Raw genomic sequence first — 20,493 nt, 5'->3', positions numbered from 1 at the left:
TAACCGAAAAGGCTTGCTCCTACGTTCGGCCCTCGCAGGCTCGGGTTCCTTCGCTGCGGGATCGATCCGGGCGCAGCGGCTCCGGTTTGCTTCGCTGCACCTCCTTCCGCTGTGTCTGGCTGCGCCAGACGGTCGCTACGCTCCCACCCCCGGATCAATCCCTCCACTCAGCCTTCCGACGTCGCCGGTGGATCAAGATCAAAAGCACTCGAGCTTGCGCTCATTGTGTAGGAGCTGCCGAAGGCTGCGATCTTTTGCTTTTGCCTGTCTGTGGGAGCGAGCCTGCTCGCGAAGGCGGCCTGACAGCCGACCTGATCTTGAATTTTTACCTTTCTTTTGCATTTAGAACACGCCGGTCGGTTCTGGGGTGTTATGGCCGTCGAGCCGACAAGCCACGGCGAAATTGCGCGCGTTGATCGATCATTTGTCCACGCGGCTTTTTCCTGGCGCTCATGACCGGTAAAGTTGTAACCGATTCTTGACACTATTCCATGCGCCATGGGGCGGCGATCTGTTGCACAATACGCCCCGGACTGTTTTCCCTCAGGATGTTCAATGTTGATTTTCACTCCCATGCGTGTTGTCGGGCTGGCGCTTTTGTTGACTGCGGTGGCCGGTTGTTCGAAGGACAAGCCGATCTATGAGCATGAGAACTTCGATGACTCCGGCACCTTTTCGCGCAATTATCCGGTGACCGACACCGCCAGTTGCGAAGCGGCCCGGCGCGCGTTGCTCAGTCAGGGCTACATCATTACCAGCAGTGATCCGAAGCTGGTCAGCGGTCACAAGAGCTTCCAGCAGACCGGCGAGACCCATCTCGAGATCAGCTTCAACGTGGTCTGCGCCGAAGATGGCAGCGCCGGCCATCATGCGACGGTGTTCGCCAACGCCTTGCAGGATCGTTATGCGTTGAAGAAGACCAACAACTCGGCCAGCCTCGGGGTTGGTGTGTTGGGCTCGGTGTCGATGCCGATCGGCTCCTCGGATGATTCGATGGTCAAGGTCGCCAGTGAGACGGTCACGGCGCAGAAGTTCTACGAGCGCTTCTTCACTCTGGTAGAGCAGTTCCTGCCCGCCGATGCGAAGAAAGCTGCACACATCGAAGAAAAGCCGAAAACCGATCTTGGTGTGCCAGAACCAAAAGCGGCACCTGCACCTGCGCCTCTGGTGCCGACACCGGCAGCAGAACCGGTCCCTGCGCCGGCTGCGGAACCTGCACCGGCCCCGGTTGAAGCCGCGCCGGTGAGTTCCGAACCGGTGGTACCGCCAGCGGAGTCGACGCCGATTACGCCGGCGCCAGCGCCCGTGGAAGAGCCCGCGCCGGCCAGCGAAACCATCACGCCACCGACCAACCCGGATATTCCTCCACCGTCCGAGCCGATTCCGGCGATGCCTGCGTCGGGCCAATAAGAAACCAAGCGAGACCCTGTGGGAGCGAGCCTGCTCGCGCAGGCGGTGTATCAGTCGACAGATGATCAGACTGAGATACCGCCTTCGCGAGCAGGCTCGCTCCCACAGTGGTTTTCGGGTTGGCTTCAGATCTGGTTACATACCTGCGACATCATCGCCGCGATAAATCCCCAGCCACCTGCTACGTTTTATTCATGAAGGCTGCGTTTCACTTTTCCTTCATACGGGCACTTTATGCTCGGGGCACAGGTCGATTGATCAGGCCATTTTCACAGCGAGCGGTTTGGGGGATTTATACGATGGATGAGTATCAGGAAGAACTGCTCGAATACCAGGCCTTTGAACTGGATCAACCAGAGCCGGCTGACGACGCGACGGAGCTCTGAACTTCAAGCTCCCGAGCGGTAATTTCGTCGGGATTCGCCGGGCGTCTGCCCGCTCCAGCGCTTGAATGCACGCTGGAAGGCTTCAGCTGAGGCAAAGCCCAGCAGGTAGGCAATTTCGCCGAACGCCAGTTCGGTGTCGCGGATGTAGGTCATTGCCAAGTCGCGGCGTGTGTCATTGAGGATCGCGCGAAATTGCGTGCCTTCCTCTGTGAGCTTGCGCCGCAACGTCCAGGTCGGCAGTTTCAGGCGTGCCGCGACTTCTTCAAGATCCGGCTCGCGGCCGCCGTTGAGCAGCGGGCCGAGCAACTGAGTGATGCGCTCGCGCAGGCTGCGGGTGCGGGTCAGTTGTTCCAGCTCCCGCTCGCACAATTGCAGCAGATGTCGCCAGGTGCTCGGGCAATGTTCGGGATTGCGCAGGGCAAGGCTGCTCAGGCTCAGGCGCAGTTGATTGCGCTCGGCGCTGAACTGGATCGGGCAGTCGCCAAGCATTGTGTAGGCGTCGCGGTAATCCGGCGCTTCGAATTCGATTTCGATTCTCTCCGCGCGCAACGTTTCGCCGCACAGGCTCGACAACTGATGCAGCCAGCCGGCGAGGATCGAGTCGACCACGAAGCGGTTATAGGCGTTGTACGGGCTGATCGAGTAGAAGCGCAGCCACGCACCGTTGGCGTCTTCGTGGAAACTGGACTGCCCGCGATAGTTGGAACCGTACAGCGGCTCGAAGCGCGTCAGGCAGCGGGCCGCTTCACGCACGGTGGGCGCTTGCGCCGCAGTGATGCCGGCCAGACCGGCCTGATTCAAGCGGATCATCCGGCCCATGCGCAGGCCCAGGGCCGGATCGCCGGTCAGTTGAATCGCCGCATGGCCCAGGCGCATGTATCGCGGGATCGACAAGCGCGCCCCGGCCTCGGCCAGTCGCGCGGCATCAAGGCCATATTGTTCAAGCAGAGGCAGCGGATCGACGTCGTGGCTGCGCACGGCGTCGGCCAGACTATGGACGAAACCCACCGACAGATCCCCGAGGCGCATCGGCTGCGGCTTCATGGTTTACAGCCAGACGTTCAGCAAGCGCGCACCACGGGCCTCGCCATCGGCGAACTGCTGGCCGTTGCTGCTGAGAAAGCTTGTGCCGGTACTCGGCTTGTCCCAGAACTGCCCGCGCATGAACACACTCATGCCGGCAATCGCGTGGCTGCTTGGTGGTTGTGCGGTGAGGGTCAGTCGATGCCAGGCCTGACCTTCACTGAGGTCGCCGGGCTTGAGGCTGACCGAGCCCGGCGTGCTCGAACCCTTGTAGCCGCGCCATGGCTTGTCCCAGGCGCCTTGACCAATAACCTGCGCCGGCACGGCCACCAGTTGCGCGCCTTGTTCATCGAGGGTGCGGTAGTTGCCGGGATACCAGCTGTCACTGCCGATCAGGATGCCCAAGCGTCCGGCCGGTGTGTCGACGACCTGGATGGCGTGTTTGTCTTCGGCCTGAATCACACCTTGCTGATCAAAGATCGGATGCATCTGCCGCTGCGGCTGGCCCAATGGTATGCCGTCGCGACCAAAAACCACGCTGCTGTTGAACAGGGCGCCGCTGCCGGGCTTGAGCCGGCCGTCGCGGATGCTTGGCTCCGGCAGCACGATGGAGCCGGCCACCAGGGTGACCTGGAACTCCTTGGCCAGACCGCCGAACAGCGCCTGGTAATCCTTGGCCATGGCCTTCGCTTTCATCCGCAGATAAGCGTCATCCAGACGTTGCTCGCCCTTGGCCCGCAGCCAGGCACGGGCAAACAGCAGTGGATTGCTCGCCGCCAGCCAGTTCATTGCCTCCGCCAGCGTTGGCGCCTGATACAACTCGTCTTTCTCGCCGCTGATCATCAGCCAGGTGCCGACGTGCTCGGGCAACACCACCACGGTTTTTTCGTTGAGCAAGCCCTGATCGCGGGCCTGCTGCAGATACGCCGCGAGTTTGCGGTGCAGGCGTGCGGAGCTTTGGTAATCGGTGGGGAACAGTTCGGGCTGAATGCCGAGCAGATTGCCACGGTCGGCGGGCGTGCCCTGATTGACGGCGAGCTTGATGCGCAGGTCCGACAGGTAATGTCCCGCCGGCCGGTCTGCCGCCCACATGGCGTAGGTGGTCAGGGCGGCAACGAGGGCCATGGAGAAAAACAGATACAGAAGTTTGCGCATGAAAACCAACAACAGCCGGGTACAGAGTGTGGCGCCTAGGGTAGGGCCCATGGCCCTGATTGCCAAGGGGCGCTGCGCATTTGGATCAATAACTTGTCAGTTACGGTCATTGAGTGACAGCGGTGCGACTCTTAGTCTGTCGAACATGACTGACGGGGGACGCAGAGCTCCCGCAACTTTTCCGTGATCGCTCGTTGTGGAGTTACCGATGACCGCCGCTCATTACCCGCATTTGCTGGCCCCGCTGGACCTGGGATTCACCACGCTGCGCAACCGTACCCTGATGGGCTCGATGCACACTGGCCTTGAAGAAAAGCCGGGCGGCTTCGAGCGCATGGCGGCGTACTTCGCCGAACGTGCCCGTGGCGGTGTCGGCCTGATGGTCACCGGCGGCATCGGCCCGAATGACGAGGGCGGCGTGTATTCCGGCGCGGCCAAGCTCACAACTGAAGAAGAGGCGCTCAAGCACCGCATCGTCACCCGCGCGGTGCACGAGGCGGGTGGCAAGATCTGCATGCAGATTCTTCACGCCGGGCGTTACGCCTACAGCCCGAAACAAGTAGCACCGAGCGCGATTCAGGCGCCGATCAACCCGTTCAAGCCCAAAGAGCTGGACGAAGAGGGCATCGAAAAGCAGATCAGCGATTTCGTCACCTGCTCGGTATTGGCGCAAACCGCCGAATACGACGGCGTCGAGATCATGGGCTCGGAAGGTTACTTCATTAACCAGTTCCTCGCCGCGCACACGAATCACCGCACCGACCGCTGGGGTGGCAGCTACGAAAACCGCATGCGCCTGCCGGTAGAAATTGTCCGTCGTGTGCGCGAAGCGGTCGGGCCGAATTTCATCATCATCTTCCGCCTGTCGATGCTCGATCTGGTCGAAGGTGGCAGCACCTGGGATGAAATCGTCATGCTGGCCAAAGCCATCGAACAGGCGGGCGCGACGATCATCAACACCGGTATCGGCTGGCACGAAGCGCGGATTCCGACCATCGCCACCAAGGTTCCGCGTGCAGCGTTCAGCAAGGTTACGGCCAAGTTGCGCGGCTCGGTGAGCATCCCACTGATCACCACCAACCGCATCAATACCCCGGAAATTGCCGAGCAGATTCTTGCCGAGGGCGATGCCGACATGGTCTCCATGGCCCGACCATTCCTCGCCGATCCGGACTTCGTCAACAAGGCCGCCGCAGGGCGTGCCGACGAAATCAACACCTGCATCGGCTGCAACCAGGCGTGCCTCGACCACACCTTTGGCGGCAAGCTCACCAGTTGCCTGGTCAACCCGCGTGCCTGCCACGAGACCGAACTCAATTACCTGCCGGTGCAGCAGATCAAGAAAATCGCCGTGGTCGGTGCCGGCCCTGCCGGTTTGTCCGCCGCCACCGTGGCCGCCGAGCGCGGTCATCAGGTGACGCTGTTCGATTCGGCCAGCGAGATCGGTGGCCAGTTCAACATCGCCAAGCGCGTACCGGGCAAGGAAGAGTTTTTCGAAACCCTGCGCTACTTCAACCGCAAGCTGCAAACGACGAATGTCGAGGTGTGCCTGAACACCCGGGTCGACGTGGCCAAGTTGGTTGACGGCGGTTACGACGAGATCATCCTCGCCACCGGTATCGCCCCGCGCGTGCCGGCGATTCCGGGCGTCGAGAATGCCAAGGTCCTGAGTTATCTGGACGTGATCCTCGAGCGCAAGCCGGTCGGCAAGCGTGTCGCGGTAATCGGTGCTGGCGGGATCGGTTTCGATGTCTCGGAATTTCTCGTTCATCAAGGCGTGGCCACCAGTCTGGATCGCGCGGCGTTCTGGAAAGAGTGGGGCATCGACACGCAACTGGAGGCCCGTGGTGGTGTGGCGGGCATCAATGCGGCGCCGGATGCGCCGGCCCGTGAGGTGTTCCTGTTGCAGCGCAAGAAAACCAAGGTCGGCGACGGTCTGGGTAAAACCACCGGCTGGATTCACCGCACCGGTCTGAAGAACAAGCAGGTGCAGATGCTCAACAGCGTCGAATACCTGAGCATCGATGACCAAGGCTTGCACATTCGCATCGGCGAAAGCGGTGAGCCGCAACTGCTGGCGGTGGACAACATCGTGATCTGTGCGGGGCAGGATCCGTTGCGCGAGTTGCACGATGGTCTGGTTGAGGCCGGGCAGAACGTACACTTGATCGGCGGCGCGGATGTCGCGGCGGAGCTGGACGCCAAGCGCGCGATCAATCAGGGTTCGCGGCTGGCGGCTGAGTTGTAAGCGCACCGCATCACCTGTGGGAGCGAGCCTGCTCGCGAAAGCGGAGCGTCAGCTATGAGGATTTCGCCTGACACGACGCCTTCGCGAGCAGGTTCGCTTGCAAACAGCAGGTTTTTTGCCACTGCTGTTAAGATGCCGGCTCTGCAGACAGAGCCGGCATTTATGCTTTTGCCTCCCCCCGACTGGCTAGCCCAAGCCCCCCTCGAACCGCTCCGTCTAGGCTGGCTGGCAGACGCCGGCATCGAGGTCGCGATCCTGCGCCTGGACCGCATCGACCCGCTGATCAGCGGCAACAAGTGGTTCAAACTCGTTGAACATCTCAAAGCCGCCGAGCGTGCCGGCGCCGAGGGCATCATCAGCCTTGGCGGTGCGCATTCCAATCACCTGCACGCGCTGGCGGCGGCGGGCAAGCGGCTGGGATTCAAAACCGTGGGGCTGCTGCGCGGGCACCCGCAAGACACGCCGACGGTGCGGGATTTGCAAACGTTCGGCATGCAGTTGCATTGGCTCGGTTACGCCGGCTACCGCGCGCGGCACGAAGCGGGATTCTGGGTGCCATGGCAAGGGCAATTTCCGACGCTGCATGCGGTGCCCGAGGGCGGTGGTGGACTGGCCGGCGCCTTGGGTTGCGCAGCGATCAGACAGCAGGCCGAAGAGCAATTGGCCAAGCTGGGCTGGAATGGTTTCGACGCCTGGTGGCTGGCCTGTGGCACCGGCACGACACTGGCCGGACTGGCGCTCGCCGAGCAAGGCAAGCGCGTGGTGTACGGTGCTCTGGCAGTGCCGGATGATCACGGCGTAGCGCCGAACATCGAGTCGATCCTCGCGCACGCCACCGAGCCTGCGGCGGACTATCAACTGATCGATGCCAGCCGTGGTGGTTTCGCCAAAGTTGACCAGGCGTTGCTGACCTTCATCGATCAGACCGAGCAAACCAGCGGCATCCCTTTGGAACCGCTGTACACCGGCAAGGCCTTGCTGGCGCTCAAGCAGCATGTCGAGTCAGGCGAGTTCGCGGTCGGCACGCGTCTGGTCTTTGCCCACACGGGTGGCCTGCAGGGACGGCGCGGATTTGCAGCGATGTAGCCGATGGTCGCGATCAATACATGCCAACCTGCGGCGTGATGATATTTGCAATCAATCGAAGTGCAAGTTTTACGGTTTATGACTTCTGCTTATTGAAAGTTATTGTTGTACGTTGGTCTGCGCAGCGTAACTCTATGTTGTTTATATCTTGTGGTTTCTTTTGGTTTGAATAGTTGGTTGTGCGTGATTATTGTCGGCTCGGCTCTTTAGTTTGTTATTAAAGATCAAAACTATATTTATCAATTTGAGTGTGAATATGAAAAGTCCGATCTCGAAGCCTCGCCCTACTACCACTACGTCAAAGCCGGTAACAACAAAGCCAGTTGCGCCAACCAAACCAGTTGCGCCAACCAAGCCAGTAATTCCAACCAAACCAGTGGCGCCGACCAAGCCGGTAGCGCCGACCAAGCCAGTGGCGCCGACCAAGCCAGTTGCGCCAACCAAGCCAGTGGCCCCGACCAAGCCGGTAGCGCCGACCAAGCCAGTGGCGCCAACCAAACCAGTGGCCCCGGTTGACACCAAGCGTCCGCCAATGCCATGGCCGACCCTTAACATCAACATCGATCCTGTGGCCTTGATAACGCTGATTCAAACAATTGGTGCGAAAGTCAATGTCGATGGCTCCACCACACTGCCTGACGGCAGCGTAGTCGCTGTAGATAAAACTTCGATCAAGCGTCCCGACGGCATCATTCAATATGAAGACGGCCGGGTAGAGTATCCGGACGGGCGAATCGTCTGGCCGGATAATACCGTTGAATATCCGGATGGCCGTATTGTCTGGGAAGATGGAACTGAACAATTGCCGGACGGAAGTGTTAAACATCCCGATGGTCTTGCGTACGATGCGCAAGGTAACCTTATTTCCGAATAAGTCATAACCAAGCGATGTCTTCATTCAAGGCCGTGCAAAAAAAACACCGCTGATTACCATCAGCGGTGTTTTAGTTTTCCAGCCTCAGGCGTTTTGCGGCATCTCACCGTTGGCCAGACGCTTGTTGATGTCGGCGATCACTTTCGGCAGATCGCTGATGGTGTCGATCATGTAATGCGGCCGCGAATCTGCGAACAGCGCGTGGATGCGCTTGCGCTCGCTGGCCAGTTCATCGCTGCCCAGCGCGCGGAAACCCTCATAATCCAGACCCAGCGCGTTGCCCGAGCAAATCAGCGCAACCGTCCACATGCCGGCCCGGCGGCCTTCGAGAATGCCCGGCACGGTGTCGTCGATCTTCACGCACGCTGCAACATCGTCGATGCCCAGAGCGATCACGTTGGCCAACGCTTGCGCCGGCCATGGACGACCGTTTGGCACTTCGTCGGTGGCGACCACGTGGTCGGCGACGTAGCCGTTGCTGGCGGCGAGTTCGACGACTTTGTCCATGACTGCTTTCGGGTAGCCGGAGCAGGAACCGATCTTGATGCCTTGCGCGCGCAGTTGGGCGATGGCGTCCAGCGCGCCGGGAATCAGGGCCGAGTGCTCGGCGATTTTCTCGATCTGCAACGGCATGAAGCGGTTGTAGATAGCGGTGACGTCATCGTCGGTCGGCGTGCGACCGAACACCTTGCGATAACGCTCGGCCACTTGCGGCTGATCACAGAGGGTGCGGATGTGGTCCCACTTGCCCATGCCCATCGGCCCACGGGCCTCTTCAATCGACACCTGCACATCGAACTCGGCGAAGGCTTCGACGAAGATCTGCGTCGGCGCAAACGAGCCGAAATCGACCACGGTACCGGCCCAGTCGAGGATCGCGGCTTGCAGCTTGCTTGGATTGGTGTAGTTCATGGCAATCAGTTCCTGATTTGAATATGAGATCAAAATGTGGGAGCGAGCCTGCTCGCGAAAGCGGTCTGACATCAGCCTATGTGTCGCCTGGGACGACGCTTTCGCGAGCAGGCTCGCTCCCACAGGGGATTTGTGGTGGGGCTCAGATATCGAGTACTTCCATTTCCCGCAGCACTTCACCCACTGCTGCTACGGCCTGGCGCATTTCGTCCGGGGTGACGTGGCCGATGCAGCCGACGCGGAAGGTTTCGACCTGGGTCAGTTTGCCGGGGTAGAGGATGTAACCCTTGGCCTTGACCCGCTCATAGAAGTCCTTGAACTGGTAACGCGGATCCTGCGGGGCATGGAACGTGGCGATGATCGGCGCCTGAATTGCCGCCGGCAGGAAGCTGCGCAAACCGAGCTTGTTCATCTCTTCCATCAGCGCCTGACAGTTGGCCGCATAACGCGCATGCCGCGCTGGCAGGCCGCCTTCTTCGCTGTATTGCAGTAGCGCTTCGTGCAGCGCCGCGACCACATGGGTGGGCGGGGTGAAGCGCCATTGCCCGGTTTTCATCATGTAGGCGTGCTGGTCGTACAGGTCCATCGCCAGCGAGTGCGAGTTACCGGCAGATGCGGCCAGAGATTCCTTGCGGGCGAAGACAAAACCCATCCCCGGTACGCCTTCCAGGCACTTGCCGGAGGCGGCGATCAGCGCGTCGAACGGTACTTTCTGCGCATCCACGGGCAATGCGCCGAATGAGCTCATGGCGTCGATGATCAGACGTTTGCCATGTTGCGCAACGACCTTGGCGATCTCGGCCAGCGGATTGAGAATGCCGGTGCTGGTTTCGCAGTGGATCAGCGCCACGTGGGTGATGTCAGCGTCGGCGCGCAGCAAGCGGTCGACGTCGGCGGCGGTGGTCGGTTCGTCTTCGGCGGTTTCGAAGGTGCTGAACGACCGGCCGAGCACTTCGCAGATCTTCGCCAGACGCTTGCCATACGCGCCATTGATCAGCACGAGGATTTTGCCGTCGCGCGGCACCAACGTGCCGATCGCCGCTTCGACAGCGAAGGTGCCGCTGCCCTGTAACGGTACGCAATGGTGGCTGGCGGCGCCGTTGAGGATGGCCAGTAATTGCTCGCACAGGCTGGCGGTCAGCTGGTTGAAGCGGTCATCCCACGAACCCCAATCAACCATCATGGCCTGACGGGTGCGGGCCGAAGTGGTCAACGGGCCGGGAGTGAGCAGAATCGGTGCGGCGGTACTCATTCGTGTGTCCTCGCGAAAACGCTGTGGGATGAAGCTACGGGGCCTACGTTGCAATTCGCCGCTGCATCAATCAAATTGTTTGTTGTTATGCCAGCCATCAGTGAGGGTTATCCATGAATCTGTTTCAGCTGCGCGCCTTCGATGCCGTGGCCCGCGAAGGCAGCTTCACCCGCGCGGCTGCGCGGTTGTTCATCAGCCAGCCGGCGGTCACCGGACACATCAAGGCACTGGAAGAGCACTACCAGATCACTTTGTTGCGGCGTACCGCGCGACGGGTGGAACTGACCGAGGAGGGCACCAAACTGGCAGCGATCACCCGCGCCATGTTCGGCCTGGCGGAAGAAGCGCAGACGCTGCTCGAGGCCAATCGGCAATTGTTGACCGGGCGTCTGGAGGTGGCGGCGGATGGGCCGCACATGGTCATGCCGATGCTGGCAAGCCTGCGCGCACGCTATCCGGGCATCACCGTGAACCTGCGTCTGGGCAACGCGCAGGAAACCCTGGCGGCGCTGTTGTCGGAACACGCCGATGTCGCGGTGCTGACCGAGGTCGAGCCGCGCAAGGGCCTGCATCTGCAAGCGCTGAGCGAATCGCGGATCTGCGCGCTGGTGCCGGCGGGGCATCGCTGGACGAATCGCTCCGGGGAAGTGAAGCTCAAGGAGCTGGACCAAGTGATCATGGTCCTGCGCGAGCCGACTTCGATTACCCGGCGCACGTTTGACCAGGCGTGTATGCAGGCGTCGATTCAGCCGCGGGTGTTGCTGGAGCTGGACAGTCGCGAGGCGGTGACCGAAGCGGTCGCGGCCGAGTTGGGGGTCGGTGTGGTGTCATCGGTGGAGGTCAGTCATGACCCGCGCGTGGTGGCGGTCCCGATTGCCGGGGAAGGGCTGGTGAACCGGCACATGATTGGCTGCATGGAGCGCCGGCGCGAGTTGCGCTTGATTCAGGCGTTTTTTGATCTGGCGCTAGCCGCACCGTGATCGTTCCCACGCTCTGCGTGGGAACGCAGCCCGGGACGCTCTGCGTCCCATCCAATAGCCGAACGCGGAGCGTCCGTTGAGGCATTCCCACGCAGAGCGTGGGAACGATCAGGACAGGGAGTGAGTCAGGTCAGGCTCTCGCGAACCATATCGAGAAACGTCGCCACCACCCGCCGCGAACTCTGTTCGCGCAAGCACACCAGGGTTTCGGTCAGGCGCCTCGTGCAGTCGGTGATCGGCAACGCGCAGACCCGTGAGTCGGCGCCGAACTCCGCCGCTGAAACCACACCAACCCCGATCCCCACCACCACGGCTTCGCGCGCCGCTTCCCGACCTTCAACCTGAATCGCCGGGCGTATGCGCAAGCCCGCTCGAGCCATTTCTTCTTCCAGCGTCTGCCGGGTTACTGAACCGATCTCACGCAGCACCAGTGGCGTGTCATCCAGATCGGCCAGACAGATCGATTCGCGCTCGGCCCACGGATGATTGCGCGAAACGAACGCCACCATCGGATCGTTGCGCAACGGCACGCACAGCAAGCGTTCATCGGTCACGTCGCGGCCGAGCAGCGCCAGATCGGCCTGATAGTTGAACAGGCGAAACAGCGATTCATCGGTATTGCCGGTTTCGATTTTCACGCTGATCCCCGGGTAGCGTTCGCAGAACCGCGCGATCTGCGGCAACACGTGGATCGGCGCATCCACTGCGAGAATCAGGCTGCCGGTCTGCAGGGCCTGGGATTCCTGCAGCAATTCCTGCGCTTCGGCTTCGATCACGAACAGGCGCTGGGTGATCGCCAGCAGGCGCTCGCCCAGGTCGGTCAGGCGCACGGAACGTTTATTGCGGTGAAACAGCAGCACGCCGAAGCGTTCTTCGAGTTTGCGTACCTGGTCGGAAATCGCCGGTTGCGTCAGATAAAGCCGCTCGGCGGCGCGGGTGAAGCTGCCATGGACGGCCACCGCGTGGAACGCTTTGAGTTGGGCGTGAGAGACGGACATGGTGGCTCCAGTAACAAGCTCAGCTTATGTGTGAAATACGATAAATCGATTTTATTTATTAAACAGTAATTGCTTTGATCGGCTCACGCCATCGCTGACTGTTCGGTCGAACAGCAGCGCCGGCCCATGAGCCTGTGCGTGCAACAGCAGACTCATCTGACCGCTATCGCCGAAGGGAAGGGGCGGTAACGCAGTGCTCAACAATAAAAAACACAGGCGTTTTTCTTAATCGATTCTGCCGGCACACTCACACCCTGAGGTCAGAACCACCATGAACAAGCACATCGGCACCCTGGCGCGTTGGCGCGTGCAGATCTTCGCTATTACCTGGCTCGCGTACGCCGCGTTCTACTTCACCCGCAAAGCCTTTTCGGTAGCCAAACTGGGCATCGCCGAGGACCCTGATTTCACCCTCGACAAAATGGCCATGGCCAACCTCGACGCGATCTATCTGGCGGCGTATGCCCTCGGACAGTTCACTTGGGGCATGCTCGCCGATCGCTTCGGTCCAAGAGTCGTCGTGCTTGGCGGTTTGCTGATATCCGCCGCTGCGGCGCTGGTGATGGGCAGTTTCGCTACATTGCCGATCTTCGCCACGTGCATGTTGATTCAAGGTTTGGCGCAGTCCACTGGCTGGTCCGGGCTGTGTAAAAATCTTGGCAGCTTCTTCCCGTCTGAGCAGCGCGGGCGGGTGCTCGGCTTGTGGAGTTCCTGTTACGCGTTTGGTGGTCTGGTCGCCTCGCCGTTCGCCGGCTGGTGGGCCTACACGCTGGTCGGCACCTGGCACGCGGCATTCATTTCCAGCGCGGCGGTGGTCGCGGTGGTCGCCGTGCTGTTCTTTATCTTCCAGCGTAACAAACCGGAAGACGTCGGCTTGCCGGCGGTGGAGCCCGAGCCGGAACTGACCGCCGAAGAAACCGCAGCCAACAGCAGACTCAGCGTGTGGGAGCCGTTGAAGGAAATACTGCGCAACCGCACGGTGCTGGTGCTGGGCCTGGCGTATTTCCTGCTGAAACCGGCGCGCTACGCGATTCTGTTGTGGGGTCCTGTGATTGTTTTCGAACAGATGCCCAGTGTCGGCAAGGTCGGCGCGGCGATCATTCCCACCGCGTTTGAACTGGCCGGATTGCTCGGGCCGATCATGATCGGCCTGGCCTCGGACAAACTCTTCGGCGCCCGACGCATGCCGGCCTGCGTGCTGAGTCTGCTGGCGCTGACCGTGACGCTGGCGTTGTTCATGGCCGCGCTGAACACCGGCAGCGTGTTGTTGGTCGTCGCGTTGCTGTTCGTCATGGGCCTGACGTTGTATGGCCCGGACTCGATGATCAGCGGTGCAGCGGCCATCGATTTCGGCAAGGCCAAGGCCGGCGCCACCGCCGCCGGTTTCGTCAACGGCTGCGGCTCCGTTGGCGCGGTGCTCGGCGGTTTGCTGCCGGGCTACTTCGACTCGGTGACGGTGTTTATCGTCTTCGCCGGATGCGCGCTGTTCTCGGCGCTGGTGCTGATTCCGCACTGGAACAGTCGGCCGGTCGGCGTGATGGAGCCGCGCGCGGCGATCCCCAACTGCCCGCTGAGCGTCAAACCGCTGCGTTCCTGAAACCCTTCGCCCCGTGGCCTGCTGCGCGGTGCGCGGCAGGCTGCGTCGTGGCTTTCTGACTGGAGATTTCCCATGCGACCGTTCTGGCTCGAGCAAGCCTTGCAGGCCGACCCATCCGAGCAGTGTCCACCGCTGCAAGGCGAGGTGCGCACGGATGTGTGCATTGTTGGCGGTGGTTACACCGGATTGTGGACGGCGATCATGCTCAAGCAGCAAAACCCGGAGCTTGAGGTGCTGCTGATCGAGGCGGACATCTGCGGTGCCGGCGCCAGTGGCCGTAACGGTGGTTGCGCACTGTCATGGTCGGCCAAGTATTTCACCCTGGAGCGCTTGTTCGGCGTCGAAGAAGCGGTGCGTCTGGTCGGGGAATCGGAGCGCAGCATCCATGCGATCGGCGAGTTCTGCGAGCAGTACGGCGTCGATGCCGACTACCGCCTCGACGGCACGCTGTACACCGCGACCAATCGCGCCCAGGTCGGCGCAACTGATGCGGTGATCGCGGCGCTGGAGCGTAATGGCATCAACTCGTTCAGCCAGCGCCCGCTCGCCGATGTGCAGCGCATGGCTGGCTCAGCAAAACACCTAGAGGGCTGGTTTTCCCCGGCGGCTGCCAGCGTGCAACCGGGCAAGCTGGTACGCGGTCTGCGCCGGGTGGCGCTGCAATTGGGCGTGAAGATACATGAAGGCACGGCGATGACCGGTCTGGAAGAGGGCCGCCCGGCACGCATCCACACACCCAGCGGCAAGGTCATCGCCGACCGCGTGGTGCTGGCGATGAATGCGTGGATGGCCCGCGCGTTTCCTCAGTTCGAGCGCAGTGTGGCGATCGTTTCCAGTGACATGCTGATCACCGAACCGCGCCCGGACCTGCTGCAGCAAATCGGTTTGACCAGCGGCGTCAGCGTCCTCGATTCGCGGATTTTCGTGCATTACTACCACAACACCCCGGACGGCCGGATCATGCTCGGCAAGGGCGGCAACACCTTCGCCTATGGCGGACGGATGCTGCCGGTGTTCGATCAGCCGTCGCCTTATGCCGGATTGCTCAAGCGCAGTCTCGCGGATTTCTTCCCGGCCTTCGCCGAGGTCAAAATCGACGCGACGTGGAACGGCCCATCGGATCGTTCGGTGACCGGTTTGCCGTTTTTCGGCCAGATGAGCTCGGCGGGCAATGTGTTTTACGGCTTCGGTTATTCCGGCAGCGGCGTCGGCCCGTGTCACATGGGCGGGCAGATTCTCGCCGCGCTGGTGCAGGGCCTGGATAACCCGTGGACCCGTTCTCCGCTGGTCAATGGGCCGCTGGGTTATTTCCCGCCGGAACCGATTCGCTACCTCGGCTCGCTGATGGTGCGCAACGCCATCCGCCGCAAGGAGCGCGCCGAAGATCACGGGCGCCGGCCTCGGCATCTGGACGTGCGCCTGGCGAAATTCGCGGCGGCGGCGGGCAAGGCGGACAAAGGCTGAGGCGCCGATCAATGCTCGGCGCGGTGGCTCAGCCAGTCGAGCAACAGGCTGTCGCGCGCGGGCGCTGATTCGCGCTCCGGTGGCTGGCGTGCGTGGCTGAGGCACAGGATCGGTCGGTCCGGATCGCTGTCGAGGAAACTCACCCACACGTCACTGCCGGCACGCGGTAATTGATCGATGGCGACGGGGCCGCTGAACCGGCTCATGGCGATCGGCAGCCACAGGGCGTCGCTGGCGGATTTATCCGCAGACGGCCACAGGCTTACAGCGAGGCAGCCGTTTTCGTCCACTTGCGCAGGTTGCCCAGGCGCACCCGCGACTTTCGCCAAGTGATAACCGGCAATATTCGGGCGAGCTTGTTTGAGTGGCGGACGGAAATCGGTCGACCAGGGCTGCGCAGTGAAGTCGTTGTGATAACGCTGAACGCTTGGCGTCGGATCAAGGATCGAAGGGTGCTGCCCTTGGTGGCGCACGGCGCATATCAGCCATTGTTCGTTGAAATGATGGATCGGGTGATCGGCCACAAGCAGCAGTCGGCCACTGAGCAAATCGCTGCAATCACTGCGCCCGTGAATGGAACGCAACTGGCAGCGCTGGCGTTGCAGATGGCGCCGGCTGCGCTGTTCGGCGTACAGACGTTCCGGCGATCGCGCGGGCATCGGCAACTCGGTCGAGACCTCGTTGGCGGCTTCGGCGTTGCCGGTTGGCTGGCCACGATTGCGCACCGCATGCAGCATCGGCACGGGCGCCGCGCGATGTTGTTGATAGAGTGCGCTGACGCAGGGCGATGGTGGTTGCTCATCAGCATTGAAAGGGATTTCGACCGGTTCCTGCGGCAGACTCAGGCTGTCGTCGGCGAACACCACGACGTGTCCGTCCGGCCCATGTTCGAAGTGATAGTGGATGCCTTCTTCTTCGCATAGCCGCTGCAGCAGGGCCAGATCGCTTTCTTCGTACTGAATGCAAAACGCCCTTGCCGGGTAGTGACCGACGCTCATTTCAATGCGGTAGCTGTGCGCTGGCAGGGCATGTTCTTCGAGCAGTTGCTGGATGATCTGCGGCGTACTCAGGTGAGTAAGCACGCGGCGCTTGTGCGTTTGCGCCAGTTGTTGCAGATGCGGCACCAGAATCAGTCGATAGCCGACCCGATGGGTCCCGCGATGTTCGCAGCTGGCGCTGGAAATGACGCCGTGGAACCCGTGCTGCTCACTGAGCCGCAAAAAGGCTGGCCTGTGCAGGAAGGATCCCGGGACGATGGCCGGGGCAAGTGCGAGCAGTTCGATGTCGAAACGGTAAGGCTGGTTCAGCGCTTCCTCGCCGCGAAAACGCACCACCGGCAGGCGCAATCCGCTGTCGGTCAGCGTAAGGGTGAATGGACTTTCCTTGTCATTGAGCATTCGAGCAGGCCCTGTCAGGCGATACGGGGTTTCAAGGGTACGAAACCGTCGGCCTGAATGGTCATGTCAAAGGCGCTTTTCAGAATCCCCCTACATGCTTTGGTGAAGATGTCGATTCCGTCGGCTGTTTTTTTGGTCGATTGCCGACTTTAGGCCGTATAAACTTGCCGCCACGCGTCGGCCAATAGATGTCTCGGCGCCACAGATCAAGAGAGTGAGTAATGGGCGCACAGTGGAAGGTTAAACACAAAGAAGCGGCAGCCAACGCCAAAGGGAAGATCTTCGGCAAACTGGTGAAGGAAATCACCATTGCTGCACGCAACGGTGCCGATACCGCCACCAACGCACACCTGCGTCTGGTGGTCGAGCAGGCGAAGAAAGCCTCGATGCCAAAAGAAACCCTCGATCGCGCGATCAAGAAAGGCGCCGGTCTGCTGGGTGAAACCGTGCAATACCATCGCGTGACCTACGAAGGCTTTGCCCCGCATCAGGTGCCGCTGATCGTCGAATGCGTCACCGACAACATCAACCGCACCGTCGCGGAAATCCGCGTGGCGTTCCGCAAGGGCCAGTTGGGCGCTTCCGGTTCGGTGGCGTGGATGTTCAACCACGTCGGCATGATCGAAGCCTCGCCGGACAGCCCGGATGCCGATCCGGAAATGGCTGCGATCGAAGCCGGTGCCCAGGATTTCGAGCCGGGTGAAGAGGGCGCGACGCTGTTCCTAACCGACCCGACCGACCTCGACGCCGTGCAGAAAGCCCTGCCGGAACAAGGCTTCACCGTGCTCTCGGCCAAGCTCGGCTACCAGCCGAAGAACCCGGTCAGCGGCTTGAGCGACGAGCAGATGGCTGAAGTCGAAGCGTTCCTCGAAGGCCTCGACAACCATGATGACGTGCAGGACATGTTCGTCGGTCTGGCTGGCTGATCTCTCGCGCCAGTAATGACCTCTTCGCGAGCAGGCTCGCTCCCACATTTGCAATGCATTCCATTGTGGGAGCGAGCCTGCTCGCGAATGACTGCGCAGCGGTCAAAGATTCTCCAGCACCTCGATTACTTCGCTAAACCCCGGCCGCCCCAGCACATCGGCCTGACAGCAACGTCGTTCCAGCGCCTCCAGTTGCGCGCGCCGCTCCGTACTCAATCCTGAGTCGACACGCTCCAGCAATTCCCCCAACAACACACCGAACGCACGGACTTCCAGGCGCTGCAATGCGCGCGTCTGCACATCATCGCCGGTGGCATGAAACGACGCCGCGCCGAAATCCCCGAGCAGACAATCGCCACGATCGTTCAACAGAATGTTGTGGCCATACAGATCGCCGTGGGTGATGCCTTGGCGGTGCAGGTGCTCGGCCGCTGAGGCGATGCCTTTGGCGACGCGCAGGGCGACCTCGGCGGGGAACCGGCAACCTTCGGCATAAACATCCCGCGAGCACGAGTCCAGGCTGGGCAAACCGGCGAGATTGCCGAAGCTCGGATCAATCAGTTGCATCACCAGCCCCTGCTGTTGATCGGGATGGCCGCTGATGCGCCCTTCGACGCGGATCAGGTTCGGGTGCAGGCCTGCGGTGATGCAGGCGTTCATCTCATGCAACGGCGAGCCGTCGCTGGTCATCTCGCCTTTGTACAGCTTCACCGCAACCGCCTGCGCCGTGCCGTCGTCGCGCTGCCAGACTGCCTTGGAAATCACCCCGGAAGCGCCTTCGCCCAGTTGCTGCTCCAGGCGCAGCGCCGACCAGTCGATCAGCGGCGTGGCCTCAAGGGCAGCGGCATCGGCTTCGGTCTCCAGCGGATTGCCGGCGTAGGCCAGCCAGGTCAGGCTCGGCAAGGTCAGCAACCACTGCGGCAGTTCGCTGAGTTGGTTGGCAGCGATGCGCAGCAATTCCAGCCGATGGCAGTGGCGCAGGGAGTCTGGCAGCGTTTGCAGCCGATTGCCGGCGAGCATGAGCTTCTGCAGAGCGGGGCGTTCACCGAGTTCGCTGGGCAGGCTTTCGATGCGGTTATCGGTGAGGATCAGCCAGCGCAGCTGCGGCGGCAGGGCGGCAGCGGGCACATTGACGATGCGGTTGGCCTTGAAGCCGACCATGGTCAGCGCGGTGCACTGGCCGAGGCAGGCCGGCAGTTCGCTGAACTGGTTGTCGGAGCAGAACAGCACGCGCAGGCGGGTCAGGCGATGCAAGTCGTCCGGCAGGCTGCTCAGCGCGTTGCCGCTGAGGTTGAGCACTTCCAGCGTCTCGGCCAGTTGGAAAATTTCGTTGGGGAATTCGGTCAGCCCGCAAGACAGGTCGAGGCGGGTGATGCCGGACAGCTCGCCGGCGCGTAGTTGAGCAAGGGTGTGCATGTCTGGTTTCGCTATTGATCGGTGGAGCGACGCGGGGGGCGCTGGAATGGGCGACATGATAGCGGTAAAGCGGATGCTGAACGGATTTTGAGTTGTCCCGGGACCTTGTGGGAGCGAGCAGGCTCGCTCTCACGGGGCTCGCTCTCACAGGGTAGGGAGTCAGTTGGGAGCGTGGATTTCCTGCAACTGCCCCAACCGGCTGCGCGTGCGCGCCAGGTCAATGGCGTGACCTTCCAGGCTCTGGCCCAGCGGCAGTTGGCCGAGCAGGGTCAGGTGTTTGTCCTGATCGTAGAGCACGTCGATCAGATTGATGAAGCGCTGCTGCACGGCGATCGGACATTCGCCGAGCTGCGGCAGGTCATCGATGATCCACTGGTCGAAACGCTGGCACAGTTGCAGATAATCCATCACTGCCGTTGGCTGTTCACACAGATCGTTGAAGGTGAACGCGACTCGCCGGCCTTGGCAAAAACGGGCCTGAAGCTGGCGCTTGCCAACTTCGAGGGCAAGGGCCGGCGCGTCGGCTGGTGGCAGGTCCAGTGTCTGACGTTGAGCTGCCGTCGCCGGCCATACGTAATGTCCTTGGGTAAACACTTGATGCGTGTGTTGGCGGTTGAGTGCGCGGTAGTCGTGGGCGCCGCCGACTTCCATCACTTGCATGCGCGTGTTGATCAGCTCGATCACCGGTTTGAAGCGCGCGTGATACAGTGGATTGGGCAGTAGGCCCTCGGGTGCATAGTTGGAGGTCACCAGGAGCATGATCTGCCGTTTGAACAGGGCCTTGAACAGCCGCGTGATCAGCATCGCATCGCCGATGTCATGCACGTGAAATTCGTCGAAACACAGCACCTGGCAATCTTCCAGCAGTTCGTCCAAGGTGATTTCCAGCGCGTCTTCCTCCTGGCGATGACGGAACATGCCGTCGTGCAACCGGGCAAAGAACTGATGGAAATGCAGGCGGCGTTTGCGCGTGATCGGCAGTGCCTGGAAAAAACCGTCGAGCAACCAGCTTTTACCGCGCCCGACGGCGCCGTACAGGTACAGACTCGGCGGTGTGTGGCCGCTGTCGCCGAGCAGCACGCTGGCTTGCTGCGCCATGCAGTCGATGACTTGCTGCTGACTGCGGCTGAGGGTGTAGCCCCGGCTTTTGGCCTTGTCGCGGAAATAATCGCGGATGGTCGCGGCATGAGCATCGTGCCCGGCGCTGGCGGGCAGGCCTTTGCCGAACAGGCGGCGCAGCAACGGCCAGCGTTGGCTCAGTCGTGATCGTTTCGGCGTTCGGGCGGGCACGCGGGACAGGCTCCTGGTTTCTCAGACCGGCTCCCCAGCGAGCGCGGTGGCCCCAGTGTAACCAGAGCTCGGGCGTCGG

At 61.6% G+C, this 20,493-nt stretch carries 16 protein-coding genes and 1 pseudogene; 9 read left to right on the top strand and 8 right to left on the bottom strand.

All coding sequences use genetic code 11. From position 1 onward, the window contains the following. Nucleotides 1-339: 339 nt before the first annotated feature. Nucleotides 340-463: pseudogene (locus D8U61_RS28020) on the top strand (LysR family transcriptional regulator); the annotation flags it as partial. Between the two features lie 92 nt (nt 464-555). Next, on the top strand, nt 556-1,410 hold the full coding sequence (locus tag D8U61_RS04380) for a DUF2242 domain-containing protein (RefSeq protein WP_110645465.1): 855 nt from the start codon (nt 556-558) through the stop codon (nt 1,408-1,410). 389 nt (nt 1,411-1,799) lie between these two features. On the opposite strand, the gene D8U61_RS04365 is transcribed toward D8U61_RS04380, so the two are convergent. Together D8U61_RS04365 and D8U61_RS04360 are read right to left on the bottom strand one after the other, a co-directional pair. Beyond that, nucleotides 1,800-2,840 (bottom strand): AraC family transcriptional regulator, encoded by a 1,041-nt coding sequence (locus tag D8U61_RS04365; protein ID WP_056788764.1) that lies wholly within the window; start codon nt 2,838-2,840, stop codon nt 1,800-1,802. A gap of 3 nt (nt 2,841-2,843) precedes the next feature. Further along, nucleotides 2,844-3,974, bottom strand: coding sequence for a nitrilase-related carbon-nitrogen hydrolase (locus D8U61_RS04360; protein ID WP_130926482.1), 1,131 nt, complete (start codon nt 3,972-3,974; stop codon nt 2,844-2,846). A 208-nt stretch (nt 3,975-4,182) separates the two neighbouring features. On the opposite strand from D8U61_RS04360, the gene D8U61_RS04355 reads away from it, so the two are divergent. The 3 genes from D8U61_RS04355 (at nt 4,183) to D8U61_RS28195 (ending at nt 8,182) form a co-directional block, all read left to right on the top strand. After that, entirely contained in the window at nt 4,183-6,222 is a 2,040-nt protein-coding gene (locus D8U61_RS04355) for an NADPH-dependent 2,4-dienoyl-CoA reductase (RefSeq protein ID WP_130926481.1), read from the top strand. 162 nt (nt 6,223-6,384) lie between these two features. Beyond that, the gene (locus D8U61_RS04350; RefSeq protein ID WP_130926480.1) at nt 6,385-7,308 is read left to right on the top strand and encodes a pyridoxal-phosphate dependent enzyme; all 924 of its coding nucleotides are present in this window, start codon (nt 6,385-6,387) and stop codon (nt 7,306-7,308) included. Nucleotides 7,309-7,564: 256 nt separating this feature from the next. Then, nucleotides 7,565-8,182: a hypothetical protein gene (locus D8U61_RS28195; protein WP_277751627.1), complete on the top strand. Its 618-nt coding sequence runs from the start codon at nt 7,565-7,567 to the stop codon at nt 8,180-8,182. An 84-nt stretch (nt 8,183-8,266) separates the two neighbouring features. Here the strand turns inward: D8U61_RS28195 and phnX are convergent, their stop codons facing one another. Both phnX and D8U61_RS04330 read right to left on the bottom strand, forming a co-directional pair. Further along, the gene (gene phnX, locus D8U61_RS04335; protein ID WP_130889198.1) at nt 8,267-9,094 is read right to left on the bottom strand and encodes a phosphonoacetaldehyde hydrolase; all 828 of its coding nucleotides are present in this window, start codon (nt 9,092-9,094) and stop codon (nt 8,267-8,269) included. A gap of 142 nt (nt 9,095-9,236) precedes the next feature. Next, the gene (locus D8U61_RS04330) at nt 9,237-10,346 is read right to left on the bottom strand and encodes a 2-aminoethylphosphonate--pyruvate transaminase (RefSeq protein WP_130926479.1); all 1,110 of its coding nucleotides are present in this window, start codon (nt 10,344-10,346) and stop codon (nt 9,237-9,239) included. A 113-nt stretch (nt 10,347-10,459) separates the two neighbouring features. Here D8U61_RS04330 and D8U61_RS04325 point away from each other — a divergent pair, with 113 nt between their 5' ends. Then, nucleotides 10,460-11,326 carry a LysR substrate-binding domain-containing protein gene (locus tag D8U61_RS04325; protein ID WP_130926478.1) on the top strand — a complete coding sequence of 289 codons (867 nt, stop codon included), beginning with the start codon at nt 10,460-10,462 and terminating at the stop codon, nt 11,324-11,326. A 125-nt stretch (nt 11,327-11,451) separates the two neighbouring features. On the opposite strand, the gene D8U61_RS04320 is transcribed toward D8U61_RS04325, so the two are convergent. Continuing rightward, a complete protein-coding gene (locus tag D8U61_RS04320; RefSeq protein ID WP_024013451.1) occupies nt 11,452-12,324 on the bottom strand; it encodes a LysR family transcriptional regulator in 873 nt (290 codons plus the stop codon). Nucleotides 12,325-12,595: 271 nt separating this feature from the next. On the opposite strand from D8U61_RS04320, the gene D8U61_RS04315 reads away from it, so the two are divergent. Both D8U61_RS04315 and D8U61_RS04310 read left to right on the top strand, forming a co-directional pair. Further along, a complete protein-coding gene (locus D8U61_RS04315) occupies nt 12,596-13,921 on the top strand; it encodes an MFS transporter (RefSeq protein ID WP_130926477.1) in 1,326 nt (441 codons plus the stop codon). 72 nt (nt 13,922-13,993) lie between these two features. After that, a complete protein-coding gene (locus D8U61_RS04310; protein ID WP_130926476.1) occupies nt 13,994-15,385 on the top strand; it encodes an FAD-dependent oxidoreductase in 1,392 nt (463 codons plus the stop codon). 8 nt (nt 15,386-15,393) lie between these two features. Here the strand turns inward: D8U61_RS04310 and tssI are convergent, their stop codons facing one another. Then, nucleotides 15,394-16,782, bottom strand: coding sequence for a type VI secretion system tip protein TssI/VgrG (gene tssI / locus D8U61_RS04305; RefSeq protein WP_130926475.1), 1,389 nt, complete (start codon nt 16,780-16,782; stop codon nt 15,394-15,396). Between the two features lie 221 nt (nt 16,783-17,003). Between tssI and D8U61_RS04300 the strand changes: the two genes are divergently transcribed. Then, nucleotides 17,004-17,708, top strand: coding sequence for a YebC/PmpR family DNA-binding transcriptional regulator (locus tag D8U61_RS04300; protein WP_073471330.1), 705 nt, complete (start codon nt 17,004-17,006; stop codon nt 17,706-17,708). A 102-nt stretch (nt 17,709-17,810) separates the two neighbouring features. Here the strand turns inward: D8U61_RS04300 and D8U61_RS04295 are convergent, their stop codons facing one another. Together D8U61_RS04295 and zapE are read right to left on the bottom strand one after the other, a co-directional pair. After that, the gene (locus D8U61_RS04295) at nt 17,811-19,124 is read right to left on the bottom strand and encodes a protein kinase (RefSeq protein WP_130926474.1); all 1,314 of its coding nucleotides are present in this window, start codon (nt 19,122-19,124) and stop codon (nt 17,811-17,813) included. 159 nt (nt 19,125-19,283) lie between these two features. Next, the gene (zapE, locus tag D8U61_RS04290) at nt 19,284-20,414 is read right to left on the bottom strand and encodes a cell division protein ZapE (protein ID WP_130926473.1); all 1,131 of its coding nucleotides are present in this window, start codon (nt 20,412-20,414) and stop codon (nt 19,284-19,286) included. Nucleotides 20,415-20,493 lie beyond the last annotated feature (79 nt).

This window comes from Pseudomonas sp. Sample_14, from assembly GCF_004307515.1.
Lineage (GTDB): Bacteria > Pseudomonadota > Gammaproteobacteria > Pseudomonadales > Pseudomonadaceae > Aquipseudomonas > Aquipseudomonas atacamensis.
The sequence above is the reverse complement of the archived record's forward strand: the minus strand, read 5'-3'. Positions and strand labels throughout refer to the sequence as shown.